Raw genomic sequence first — 12,003 nt, 5'->3', positions numbered from 1 at the left:
TATCAGGAGATGAGTCATGGCCCTCTCAACGCTTAAGGATAACGAACTGTTTCAGACAGGCTTTCTGGTCGGCGGCGTCTGGCAGCAGGCGGCCAGCACCTTTGATGTCTTTAACCCGGCGACGGGTGACGTGATTGCCCGGGTGGCAAAAGCGGGTAAAACAGAAACTGAGCAGGCCATCGCGGCGGCGGCGGCGGCTTTCCCCGCCTGGCGTGCAAAAACGGCCAAAGAGCGTGCAGAGATTTTGCAGCGCTGGTATCAACTGATGATTGAGCATAAAGCCTGGCTGGGACAACTGATGACCGCCGAACAGGGTAAGCCCCTTAAAGAGGCGGAAGGTGAGGTGGAGTACGCCGCCAGCTTTATTCAGTGGTTTGCTGAACAGGCGAAGCGTGCCAATGGTGAAATTATCCCCCCGGCTAAGGCCGGTAGCCGGATTTTTGCCACCCGTGAACCCGTCGGCGTCGTTGCAGCGATTACCCCGTGGAATTTCCCGATGGCTATGCTGACCCGTAAGCTTGGTCCGGCACTGGCGGCGGGCTGTACCGGTATTATCAAGCCCGCAAATAACACGCCACTGTCTGCCTTTGCCCTGCTCGCTCTGGCGAAAAAAGCGGGAGTTCCTGACGGCGTGCTGAACGCGGTGGCGGGGGATACGCAGGCGATCAGCGATGCGATTATGGCCAGCCCGGTCGTTCGCAAGATCTCCTTCACCGGATCGACGGAAGTCGGCAAGCTCCTGATGAGAAAGGCGGCAGACACGCTGAAGAAAGTGTCCATGGAGTTGGGCGGTAATGCCCCTTATATCGTTTTTGATGATGCGGATATTGATGCGGCCGTTAAAGGGGCAATTGCTAACAAGTTCCGCAATGCCGGGCAGGTGTGCGTCAGCGTCAATCGCTTCTTTATTCACAACAGCGTATATGACCGTTTTGTCAGCCAGCTCGCCGCTGAAGTGGATAAGCTGAAAGTGGGCAACGGCATGGAAGAAGGGGTGATCGTCGGGCCACTGATTGAGGCTTCTGCGCTGGAAAAAGTCGAAGAGCACGTCAATGATGCTGTAGCAAAAGGCGGCAGGGTGGTGACGGGCGGTGCGCGACATGCGCTGGGTGGGAATTTCTGGCAGCCTACCGTGATAGCCGAAGCCAGTGAAAGCATGAAGCTGGCGCAGGAAGAGACTTTCGGACCGGTGGCCGCCTGTTTCCGTTTCGATGAAGAAGATGAGGTGATCCGCCGGGCTAATGACACCGAGTTCGGTCTGGCGGCCTACTTTTACACCCAGGATTTGCAGCGGGTATTCCGCGTGTCTGCCGCGCTGGAAAGCGGTATGGTAGGGATCAATGAGTGCGCAGTCTCTACTGAGCTGGCCCCGTTTGGCGGCGTCAAAGAGTCGGGTCTGGGACGTGAAGGATCGGTGCTGGGACTGGACGAATTTATGGAAGTCAAAGCCCTGCATCTTGGCGGGCTTTAGCCCTGGGAATGGCAAGGTGTTCTGCGGAGCAGCCAGTATGAGAAAAGAGCGTTTTGATTTTAACGAAATCGTCGATCAGGCCCATTTCTACCGTCAGTTCAGCGAACGATTCGGGCTGGCAGTAGGGGAGATAGCCGACCTGGACAGCCTCTGGGATGCCATTATTCAGCCACGGATACCTTTGCCGCTGGAAATAGAGTTTATCCATCTCGGAAGCGGTCAGAAGCGGCGTTACGGTGCATTGATTCTGTTGTTTGATGAAGCTGAGGAGGAGCTTGATGGTCAGCTGCACTTTAATGTCAGATAACCGGAAATAAAAAGGGCCCCGGCGAACGGGGCCAAAAGGTTCGTCCGGCCTGTCCTTTAAGGGGCAGGCTGTCGACGAGGAATTACTTATAAAGCTCGGCGGTGGCGTGCCAGCTGTCCTGATTACGCGCTTCAATAATGCGATAAGCGCGAGCGCCTTCGCTATCAGCCTTCGCTGACAGCTGTTGACGGATATCCGATGGCGTCCCCGCCACGCCGCTTAACGTAATTGTCCCCGCAGATTGCAAATTTTCAGCCTGCTGGCTGTTCACCAGCTGTGCAGCAGATGCGCCAGCACTGATGACGGAAAGCAGACCCAATGCAGCGATGGTTGTTTTCATTTTCATATTAATCTCCTCATTGTGACCTACAACCTGCGGATGCAATATCATGACCGCAGTCATGTCACGCCGGGCGCACCGGGCACCCGATACGGTGTTATTTATACAGTTGTGCAGTGGCGTGATAGTTATCGCCGTTACGCGCTTCGATGATGCGATAAGAGGTTGCACCCTGACGATCGGCTTTTTCAGAAAGCTGATGGCGGATATCCATTGGCGTTCCGGCAATACCGCTGACGCTCACGGTACCTGCAGCCTGCAGGTTCTGGCTGGCAACCTCCTGGTCAGTCACCAGATTTGCGGCAGCTGCACCAAATGAAAGAACAGAAGCAAGACCTAACGCGGCAATAGTAAAAGTGGTTTTCATGATTAAAACTCCAGAATGAAGGTTTCGCGGCAACCGAAAGGGCTAAAAAGCGTTTGTTATACTTGGGGTTACCGTATTTAAATAATTAATTAACTAATATGCAGGCAGGGAAACTGTCGTGCTTATTTGTAAAGCAAAGCAGTGGCGTGCCAGTTACCGTTCTCGTAGTTTTCGATAACGCGGTAAGCGCTTGCCCCTTTCTCTTCTGCTTTAGTATTCAGTGCTTCACGCACGTCCATCGGTGAACCAGCAATGCCACTGACGCTGACCACACCCATTGATTGCAGGTTTTTTGCCTGATCGGCGCTAACCGATTCAGCGGCAAAAGCCCCAAATGACAGTGCAGACAACACGCTAAAAGCGGCAATAGTCGTTTTAATGTTCATAGTATTTTCCTCGTCAGCTGTTTTTATCTTTTTGAATACTGTGATTTGCATCACGAAAACAAGTATAGATCTAATAACGTAAAAAATTAATAGCACGCTAATAATGTTTTGATGGGATTCTTCCTACCACTTTCAGTTTTTAATAACCACGCGTTATAAAAAACGCTTATACTTTAACCATTAGCTGTTAAATTGCTGTGAAAACATTAACCTGCGTGAAGTTAGCGATCTGTGCTTTTATTAGGGGCCGATCATAGCGATGAAATAAATCCTGAAGGTCTTAGTAGCAGGCTGTAGGCAGAAAAGGCAGTGGAATGTGTCGTTATGCAGGGATTTAGCAGGGGATCAAAAAAGGCCGGTGAGACACGGCCTTTGGCTGGAAGAGGGGGTAGCAAGTGTAGCCAGCAGGTTAACGTCTGGTGCGGCTTATAACTCTTGTTCAAACAGAACCAGCACCGCATCGTGCAGCTGCTTCACCGTAAAGGCGCGTGCGGGCGTAATAAAGATGGTGTCATCTCCGGCAATGGTGCCAAGGATGCCTTCCGCTTTACCCAGGGAGTCGAGCAGACGGGCAATCAGCTGAGCGGCTCCCGGGCTGGTGTGGATAACCACCACCGCCTCATTATGGTCGATATCCAGTACCAGATTTTTGAGAGGGCTGGTCGTGGTCGGAACGCCCATTTCCGCCGGCAGGCAATAAACCATCTCCATTTTGGCATTGCGGGTGCGAACCGCACCGAACTTGGTCAGCATTCGGGAGACCTTCGACTGATTAATATTCTCGAAGCCGTCTTCCTGAAGTGCGCTGACAATCTCGCCCTGTGAGCTGAATTTTTCTTCCTTGAGTAAGGCCTTGAAAGCCTTAATCAGTTCTTCTTGCTTAGATGGGTTACGCATAGGTTACCGATAAAAGGGAGTGATTAAAGGATCCCCGCAGCGGGATATGACATTATTATGCATTTAAATGAATTTTTATGCAAATAAGAAATGATTCAGTAGGCCATCTCTGCCGACGGGAAGGTAGTTTAACAAACTTTGGCGTTGAAAAGAATTTGCTGAAGCCGTGCTGAAATACGCACGATGTGAACAGTTTGTTATAATGATGAGGTTGTCCGCATCAGCGCTAAAGGTGTAATGTAACGCCGCATCACAATGCAAATGTAGATGGATTTCCCGGCAAATGTAATGTTCAAAATATAATAAGGAGTTTAGGATGAAAGTTGCAGTCCTCGGTGCAGCAGGTGGTATTGGTCAGGCTCTGGCCCTCCTGCTTAAAACTCAGCTTCCGGCTGGCTCAGAACTCTCTCTGTACGACATCGCCCCAGTGACCCCAGGTGTAGCGGTTGATTTAAGCCATATCCCTACCTCCGTCAGTATTGAAGGCTTCAGCGGTGAAGATGCAACCCCCGCGCTAAAAGGTGCTGACGTGGTACTGATTTCTGCCGGTGTGGCCCGTAAACCCGGTATGGATCGTTCAGATCTTTTCAACGTTAATGCCGGTATCGTGCGTAATCTGATTGAGCAGGTGGCTTCGACCAGCCCGAAAGCGCTGATCGGCATCATTACCAATCCGGTAAACACGACCGTTGCTATCGCTGCTGAAGTGCTGAAAAAAGCGGGCGTTTACGATAAAAATAAACTGTTTGGCGTGACCACGCTGGACATTATCCGCGCTAATACTTTTGTTGCCGCGCTCAAAGGCAAGCAACCTCAGGATCTGAATGTTCCGGTCGTCGGTGGGCACTCTGGCGTCACTATCCTGCCACTGCTGTCACAGATCCCCGGCGTAACATTTAGCGAACAGGAAGCGGCAGATCTGACTAAACGTATTCAGAACGCGGGTACCGAAGTCGTGGAAGCGAAAGCGGGTGGCGGTTCTGCAACGCTTTCCATGGGGCAGGCTGCTGCGGTGTTTGGTTTGTCCCTGGTCCGTGCCCTGAAGGGTGAAAGCAATGTTGTGGTCTATGCTTATGTTGAAGGGGATGGCGAATACGCGCGTTTCTTCTCACAGCCGGTGCTGTTGGGTAAAAATGGCATTGAAGAACGCCGGCCAATTGGCCAGTTAAGTGCGTTTGAAAAACAGTCTCTGGACGGTATGCTCAATACGCTGAAGAGTGATATTACGCTCGGCGAAGACTTCGTTAAGTAATCGTCTTATACCGGGGCAGCAGGCTGACGCTGGGCTGCCGCCCCTGATATCAGGGTTTAAGAGGAAGGATCGTTACTGGCTCTGACCCGGATTCTCATCAGGATATTCCTGCACCGTAACAGGTAAGGTCAGTTTTTTATCCTCACGGCTGATTTCCACGTTAATCACGGTCCCCGGACGAATTTCCGCTACCTGGTCCATGGTTTCCATCGGAGAAATAGCCGGGACGTTATTCACTCGCGTAATCACATCGTTCACGCGGATACCGGCTGCATCGGCAGGTCCGCCCGCTTTCACTATCGTCACCACAATTCCCTGGCCCTGTGGGTGCTCCATACTGGAATTTTGACCGCTAAACCGTCGGAACTCCTGGCCGGTAATGCCAATGTAACCTCGGATCACACGCCCGTCGCGGATCAGTTTTTCCATCACCTTGGTGGCCAGTTTGGTCGGTATGGCAAAGCCCAGCCCTTCCGGTGTTTCACCGTTGCTACTTTTATCAAAGGACAGGGTGTTGATACCCATCAGCTCACCCAGCGAGTTGATCAGCGCCCCGCCTGAGTTACCCCGGTTAATCGAAGCATCTGTCTGCAGGAAATCCTGATGTCGGGAAGGGCTCAGGCCGACGCGACCCGTGGCACCAATGATACCCTGCGTCACTGTCTGGCCGATGTTATACGGGTTACCAATTGCCATCACCAAATCGCCAACATGCGCGATGCGCTGCGGGTTGATGGGGATCACGGGAAGATTAGTGGCATTGATTTTCAACACCGCTAAATCGGTCAGGGAGTCCGATCCGACCAGCATAGCTTCGAAGTAGCGGCCATCCTGCAGGTTGACAATAATCTGGCTGGCATCGTTAATCACATGTTTATTGGTCAGGATATAGCCGCGGGGATCCATGATGACGCCGGAACCCAGCACATCACTCGCTCCGCTGGCGCTGCGGTTGTAGACATAGACCACGGCAGGCGCTGCGCGTCGCACGCCTGTGTTGTAGCTGACGGGCTCTTCGCTGGTACTGTCATTTGAATGTGACAGCAGGTCGCTACCCAGCCGGAGGCCAGGTACGGCAACGAGAAGCAGCGCAGCCACAATCAGGCCAAGGATCACTGAACGCAAAATTTTAAGAAACATGGTCTTAGGCGGTGAATGAATGGACGAAGGGCAGGATAGCATGAGTTACGCAGACACAGTAGCCTGTGTCTGCGCAGGTATTAAGGCAACAGGAGATAGATATTCTCGTTGCCACGCATCACGCTCAGTGCCAGCAGCGGTGGTTTTGCCTCCAGCAATTTTCGCAATTCTGCCAGATTCTGCACCGGCGTGCGGTTGACGCCGACGATCACATCCTCTTTTTGCAGGCCAAACTGAGCGGCAGGCGTGGATTTTGCCACTTCATCCACCTTCACCCCTTTTGTGCCATCTTTCGCTGCGCCATCACTGAGCGTGGCACCCTGCAGGGCGGGCGTAAGCAGGGCGGCGCTGGCGCTGCTCTGGGTACTGTTATCCAGTTTGACGGTGACAGTCTGCGGCTTGCCGTCACGGACCAGGCCGATTTTGACTTCCTGACCCGGTGGCGTGGTGCCGATTTTCACCCGCAGTTCAGCAAAGTTGGTGACCGCTTTGTCATTAACGCTGGTGATAATATCACCCGCCTTGATCCCCGCTTTTGCCGCCGCCGACTGTGGCAATACCTCATTGACGAAAGCGCCGCGCTGCACGTCGATATTAAAGGCTTTCGCCATATCAGCCGTCATCTCGGTGCCTTTAATGCCTAACTGACCGCGTTTCACTTCGCCAAACTGGATCAGTTGCTGCGCCAGACCCATGGCCATATTGCTCGGGATAGCGAAGCCGATACCAATATTGCCACCGCTTGACGCCAGAATAGCGGTATTCAGGCCAATCAGTTCGCCGTTCAGGTTCACCAGCGCGCCACCGGAGTTTCCACGGTTAATCGCGGCATCGGTCTGAATAAAGTTCTCCAGCCCTTCAAGGTTCAGACCGCTGCGGCCCAGGGCTGACACGATACCGGACGTCGCCGTCTGACCCAGACCAAACGGATTACCGATAGCCACGGCGAAATCCCCGACTTTCAGTTTGTCAGAATCAGCGATTTTAACCTGGGTGAGGCGAGTGGCACCCTTCAGCTGGATCAGGGCAATATCGGTCTGCTCGTCACGGCCGACCAGTTTGGCATCGAACTCGCGGCCATCGCTCAACTGAACACTGATTTTGTTCGCACCGCTGACGACATGATTGTTGGTTAATACATAGCCTTTAGCGGCATCAATGATGACGCCAGAGGCCAGGCCTTCAAACTCTTCGGATTTATCATCGCCCTGTGCACCGTCCTGACCATTCTGGTCAAAGAAGCGCTTTAATGGATCCGGGATCGGCTGCGGCTGACTGTCGCTGTCCGTTCCCTCAACATGCACACTGACGACGGCAGGCAATACAGCCTCCAGCATGGGAGCAAGGCTGGGCAAAGGCTCCCCCTGAATCTGCGAGGGGAGTGCGGCATGGGTTGCCGGTACCACCATCATATTGACGCCAATACTCAATGCTAATGCACTTAACAGAAATGATGTCTTCTTCATCGGGGCTCAGCTCTCGCTATCAGGGGAAGGGGGGAACCGACATCGCAGGCAATATGTTGAGTCGATCAGGTATGGCAGTTGAAAAAAGGGGGTGCACTGCACCCCGGAATAATTTACTTCGTCGCGCGTTCACCACGCAACAGGCCAGAGGCACTGTCCGGATAGTCGCGCGGCATCTGTACGGGCACCTGATCGTTATCCGCTTCGGATTCGGTCAGCTGATAAGCAAAGGGATTTTTCTCACCCGGCAGGTTTGGCAGCAGGTCATTCGATCCTTTAGCCATATGCTGATACAGCTGACGATAGTCGCGTGCCATATTGTCCAGCAGCTCAGCGCTGTGGGCAAAATGGTTGGTCAGCTCTTCACGGTAATCTGCCAGTTCGGCTTTGCTCTTCTCCAGTTCATACTGCAGGCTGCGTTGCTCACGCAGTTTCCTGTTACCGAAACGCATGGCGACCGCGCCGATAATAATTCCTACTACTAACCCAATAAGCGCATATTCCCAGGTCATAATCACTCCCATATTGTCTTCGTTGTTCCGTAGGACCTTTCCAACTCATACCCGCCACTATAACCGCTAATCTCACGGAAGTGGAATCCTGCGGCAGCTTCGCTTAGTGTAGAACGACTTTTTTTTCGACGATCGACCGCGAGTCAGGCCATTTTTCAGGGAATGTGACGAAATGATGCAAACGATGTCTCCTCTGGCGCTTTATCAGCAAGCGCTGGAAAACGGCGAGTATCAGGCCGATGAAGTACAGCGTGCCGCCATCACACGTTTAGACGGGATATATCAGGTGTTAACCCGGAATAGCGCCTCAGCGGCACCTGCCGGCGGAGGGCTGTTGAACCGGCTCAATAAACTGCTGGGTAAAAGTAAAAACGACGTCCAGACACCGGCTCAGGGTCTGTATATGTGGGGCGGCGTCGGGCGTGGCAAGACATGGTTGATGGATATGTTTTTTCGGGCAATTCCTGGTGAGCGCAAGCAACGTCTGCATTTCCACCGGTTTATGCTGCGTGTCCATCAGGAACTGACCGAACTGCAGGGGCAGAGCGATCCACTGCAGATCGTTGCCGACCGTTTCAAAGCAGAAACCGATCTGCTCTGCTTCGACGAGTTTTTTGTCTCGGACATCACGGATGCCATGCTGCTGGGGACGCTAATGGAAGCCCTGTTCAGCCGTGGAATTACGCTGGTGGCCACCTCCAATATTCCTCCGGACGACCTTTATCGTAACGGGCTGCAGCGGGCGCGCTTTGTCCCGGCCATTGAGATGATCAAGCAGCACTGCGACGTTATGAATGTGGACGCGGGGATCGACTATCGTCTGCGTACGCTGACGTCTGCCCACCTGTGGATGACCCCGCTGGGGGATGAGACCACAAAAGAGATGGAGCGGATGTTTATTGCCCTCGCCGGGAAACCGCGTGAAGACCACGAACCGCTGGAGATTAATCATCGGCAACTGCCGACGCTGGGCATGGCCGAAGGCGTGCTGGCGATGAATTTCCTCGCGCTGTGTGGCGAAGGACGCAGTCAGCACGACTATATTGAACTGTCACGCCGTTTCCACAGCGTATTGCTGTATGATGTTCCGGTGATGATTTACAAGACGGAAGACCAGGCACGGCGATTCCTGGCGCTGGTGGATGAATTTTACGAGCGTCATGTCAAGCTGGTGGTCTCGGCAGAAACATCACTTTATGAGATTTATCAGGGTACGCGGCTGAAGTTTGAGTATCAGCGCTGCGTCTCCCGCCTGCAGGAGATGCAGAGCGAAGAGTACCTGCGGTTGCCGCATTTACCCTGATGTTCGCATTACTGTGACGTGATAGTAATTTTATCGCAGAAAACGTTCGATCTTTATGGGCGACTTCTCTATAATCTTGCGACCCCACGTTACAACAAAGGTTTTTTTCCCAAAACTCTTTGTGTTCCGGTAACTCTATCCGAAGGGGTGGGCTTACTGGTCAAGATGGTCGTGTGAGCTCCAACCGTTTATTCAAGCGTTTGGGATTTCACCAACGTGTAACTTAATTTGGGTAAGCTTTTAGATGAAAACTTTTACAGCTAAGCCAGAAACCGTCCAACGTGACTGGTATGTTGTTGACGCAACAGGCAAAACCTTAGGTCGTTTAGCGACTGAACTGGCTCGTCGTCTGCGCGGTAAGCACAAAGCGGAATACACTCCGCACGTCGATACAGGTGATTACATCATCGTTCTGAACGCTGAGAAAGTTGCCGTAACGGGTAACAAGCGTACTGACAAGATTTATTACCATCACACCGGCTTCGTCGGTGGTATCAAGCAAGCGACCTTCGAAGAGATGATTGCTCGCCGTCCTGAGCGTGTGATTGAAATCGCGGTTAAAGGCATGCTGCCAAAGGGCCCGCTGGGCCGTGCTATGTACCGTAAACTGAAAGTTTACGCGGGCAACGAGCACAACCATGCGGCACAGCAACCGCAAGTTCTTGACATTTAATCGGGATTACAGGCAATGGCTGAGAATCAAAACTACGGCACTGGTCGCCGCAAAAGCTCTTCCGCACGCGTCTTTATTAAGCCGGGTAGCGGTAACATCGTTATCAACCAGCGTTCTTTAGAACAGTACTTCGGTCGCGAAACTGCCCGCATGGTAGTTCGTCAGCCGCTGGAACTTCTGGACATGGTCGGTAAATTTGATCTGTACATCACTGTTAAAGGTGGTGGTATCTCTGGTCAGGCTGGTGCGATCCGTCACGGTATCACACGCGCTCTGATGGAGTACGACGAGTCACTGCGTGGCGAACTGCGTAAAGCAGGCTTCGTTACTCGTGATGCTCGTAAGGTTGAACGTAAGAAAGTCGGTCTGCGTAAAGCACGTCGTCGTCCTCAGTTCTCCAAACGTTAATTTTTCCTGCTCAGGCAGAATCAATTATCGGAAAACCCGGTGCCTGGCGCCGGGTTTTTTATTTTCTTCCGGTGCAAAAAGCGCGAAACACACACCGCTTTACTATTTTCCCCCTCAATTCCGTGTGTGGTCCCCCACAAGCTGGCTAAAATCTGGTAAACTGTGTGTCACTTTGTGCCCATTGGCCGGGTAAAAATGTCTGTATCCTGTACATCAGGAAAGGGTTAATTTTCGGGCCGGTGGCAATAATGAGTCGCCACGTGGATGGCTATTCGCAGTAATTTTCTCGATAAACTTGGAGGTTTACATGGCTGTCGCTGCCAACAAACGTTCGGTAATGACGCTGTTTTCTGGTCCGACTGACATTTTCAGCCACCAGGTACGCATTGTACTGGCTGAGAAGGGTGTTAGTGTCGAGATCGAGCAGGTTGAAACGGATAACCTGCCGCAGGATCTGATCGACCTCAACCCATACCGTACCGTGCCCACCCTCGTTGATCGCGAGCTGACGCTGTATGAATCGCGCATCATCATGGAATACCTGGACGAACGTTTCCCGCATCCTCCGCTGATGCCGGTTTACCCGGTGGCACGTGGTGAAAGCCGCCTGATGATGCACCGTGTTGAGCAGGACTGGTACAGCCTGATGCGTAAAGTCGAAAACGGCACCGCACAGGAAGCTGAAGCTGCACGTAAGCAGCTGCGGGAAGAGTTGCTGGCTATCGCGCCACTGTTCGCCCGTACGCCGTTCTTTATGAGCGAAGAGTTCAGCCTGGTCGATTGCTATCTGGCTCCGCTGTTATGGCGTTTACCGCAGATGGGTATTGAGCTGATTGGTGCCGGGTCTAAAGAGCTGAAAGGCTATATGACCCGCGTTTTTGAGCGTGATTCCTTCCTCGCTTCTCTGACAGAAGCGGAACGTGAAATGCGCCTGCAAACGCGGGGCTGATTACGATGGAAATGTCCCAACTGACTGCACGTCGTCCCTATCTGCTGCGCGCCTTCTATGAGTGGTTGCTGGACAACAATCTCACGCCACATCTGGTTGTCGACATCAACTTGCCCGGCGTGATGGTGCCCCTGGAATATGCCCGCGATGGTCAGATCGTTCTGAACATTGCCCCGCGTGCGGTGGGCAATCTCGAGTTGGGCAATGATGGCGTTAGCTTCAGCGCCCGTTTTGGCGGCGTTCCCCGTCAGGTTTCCGTGCCTATGGCTGCGGTCCTGGCGGTTTATGCGCGTGAAAACGGTGCCGGTACGATGTTCGAACCAGAGCCGGCGTATGAAGAAGCCAGTGAGTTTGATGCTTCACATGCGCAGGATGATGGGGCGCCAGAAACGGTCATGTCAGTGATCGATGGTGATCGTCCCGATGATGCAGGTGCTGATGACGACAACGATCCCGACGATGAACCGCCCCCGCGCGGCGGTCGTCCGGCGCTTCGCGTCGTAAAATAAAAACGGGCCTTCGGGCCCGTTTT

General features: G+C 52.9%; 15 protein-coding genes. 8 read left to right on the top strand and 7 right to left on the bottom strand.

Features of this window, described 5'->3' with window-relative positions:
• The first annotated feature begins 16 nt into the window (after positions 1–16).
• Together EPE01S_RS10120 and EPE01S_RS10115 are read left to right on the top strand one after the other, a co-directional pair.
• Complete coding sequence (locus EPE01S_RS10120) at positions 17–1,471, top strand: NAD-dependent succinate-semialdehyde dehydrogenase (RefSeq protein ID WP_062744503.1); 1,455 nt, start codon at positions 17–19, stop codon at positions 1,469–1,471.
• 37 nt (positions 1,472–1,508) lie between these two features.
• Positions 1,509–1,778 (top strand): barstar family protein, encoded by a 270-nt coding sequence (locus tag EPE01S_RS10115; protein ID WP_062744502.1) that lies wholly within the window; start codon positions 1,509–1,511, stop codon positions 1,776–1,778.
• A gap of 82 nt (positions 1,779–1,860) precedes the next feature.
• Here the strand turns inward: EPE01S_RS10115 and yhcN (EPE01S_RS10110) are convergent, their stop codons facing one another.
• From yhcN (EPE01S_RS10110) to argR, 4 genes are all read right to left on the bottom strand, one after another.
• Positions 1,861–2,124, bottom strand: a complete 264-nt coding sequence (yhcN, locus tag EPE01S_RS10110) for a peroxide/acid stress response protein YhcN (protein WP_062744501.1) — start codon at positions 2,122–2,124, stop codon at positions 1,861–1,863.
• A gap of 91 nt (positions 2,125–2,215) precedes the next feature.
• Positions 2,216–2,485, bottom strand: a complete 270-nt coding sequence (yhcN, locus tag EPE01S_RS10105) for a peroxide/acid stress response protein YhcN (protein ID WP_062744500.1) — start codon at positions 2,483–2,485, stop codon at positions 2,216–2,218.
• A 122-nt stretch (positions 2,486–2,607) separates the two neighbouring features.
• Positions 2,608–2,871 carry a peroxide/acid stress response protein YhcN gene (gene yhcN, locus EPE01S_RS10100; RefSeq protein ID WP_062744499.1) on the bottom strand — a complete coding sequence of 88 codons (264 nt, stop codon included), beginning with the start codon at positions 2,869–2,871 and terminating at the stop codon, positions 2,608–2,610.
• Positions 2,872–3,297: 426 nt separating this feature from the next.
• A complete protein-coding gene (argR, locus tag EPE01S_RS10095) occupies positions 3,298–3,768 on the bottom strand; it encodes a transcriptional regulator ArgR (RefSeq protein ID WP_062744498.1) in 471 nt (156 codons plus the stop codon).
• 316 nt (positions 3,769–4,084) lie between these two features.
• Between argR and mdh the strand changes: the two genes are divergently transcribed.
• Positions 4,085–5,020 carry a malate dehydrogenase gene (mdh, locus tag EPE01S_RS10090; protein ID WP_062744497.1) on the top strand — a complete coding sequence of 312 codons (936 nt, stop codon included), beginning with the start codon at positions 4,085–4,087 and terminating at the stop codon, positions 5,018–5,020.
• A 72-nt stretch (positions 5,021–5,092) separates the two neighbouring features.
• Here the strand turns inward: mdh and degS are convergent, their stop codons facing one another.
• From degS to zapG, 3 genes are all read right to left on the bottom strand, one after another.
• Positions 5,093–6,160: an outer membrane-stress sensor serine endopeptidase DegS gene (gene degS / locus EPE01S_RS10085; RefSeq protein ID WP_174522421.1), complete on the bottom strand. Its 1,068-nt coding sequence runs from the start codon at positions 6,158–6,160 to the stop codon at positions 5,093–5,095.
• An 80-nt stretch (positions 6,161–6,240) separates the two neighbouring features.
• The gene (degQ, locus tag EPE01S_RS10080) at positions 6,241–7,626 is read right to left on the bottom strand and encodes a serine endoprotease DegQ (protein WP_062744495.1); all 1,386 of its coding nucleotides are present in this window, start codon (positions 7,624–7,626) and stop codon (positions 6,241–6,243) included.
• A gap of 113 nt (positions 7,627–7,739) precedes the next feature.
• A complete protein-coding gene (zapG, locus tag EPE01S_RS10075; RefSeq protein WP_062744543.1) occupies positions 7,740–8,138 on the bottom strand; it encodes a Z-ring associated protein ZapG in 399 nt (132 codons plus the stop codon).
• A gap of 175 nt (positions 8,139–8,313) precedes the next feature.
• On the opposite strand from zapG, the gene zapE reads away from it, so the two are divergent.
• From zapE to sspB, 5 genes are all read left to right on the top strand, one after another.
• A complete protein-coding gene (gene zapE, locus EPE01S_RS10070; protein ID WP_062744542.1) occupies positions 8,314–9,441 on the top strand; it encodes a cell division protein ZapE in 1,128 nt (375 codons plus the stop codon).
• A 244-nt stretch (positions 9,442–9,685) separates the two neighbouring features.
• Positions 9,686–10,114, top strand: coding sequence for a 50S ribosomal protein L13 (gene rplM / locus EPE01S_RS10065; protein ID WP_056231094.1), 429 nt, complete (start codon positions 9,686–9,688; stop codon positions 10,112–10,114).
• A 15-nt stretch (positions 10,115–10,129) separates the two neighbouring features.
• A complete protein-coding gene (gene rpsI / locus EPE01S_RS10060; protein WP_034890399.1) occupies positions 10,130–10,522 on the top strand; it encodes a 30S ribosomal protein S9 in 393 nt (130 codons plus the stop codon).
• Positions 10,523–10,829: 307 nt separating this feature from the next.
• Positions 10,830–11,471 carry a stringent starvation protein SspA gene (gene sspA, locus EPE01S_RS10055; RefSeq protein ID WP_048914440.1) on the top strand — a complete coding sequence of 214 codons (642 nt, stop codon included), beginning with the start codon at positions 10,830–10,832 and terminating at the stop codon, positions 11,469–11,471.
• A gap of 5 nt (positions 11,472–11,476) precedes the next feature.
• Entirely contained in the window at positions 11,477–11,980 is a 504-nt protein-coding gene (gene sspB, locus EPE01S_RS10050; protein ID WP_062744494.1) for a ClpXP protease specificity-enhancing factor, read from the top strand.
• Positions 11,981–12,003 lie beyond the last annotated feature (23 nt).

It is taken from the genome of Erwinia persicina NBRC 102418 (assembly GCF_001571305.1).
In the GTDB taxonomy this organism is placed as follows: domain Bacteria; phylum Pseudomonadota; class Gammaproteobacteria; order Enterobacterales; family Enterobacteriaceae; genus Erwinia; species Erwinia persicina.
The sequence above is the reverse complement of the archived record's forward strand: the minus strand, read 5'-3'. Positions and strand labels throughout refer to the sequence as shown.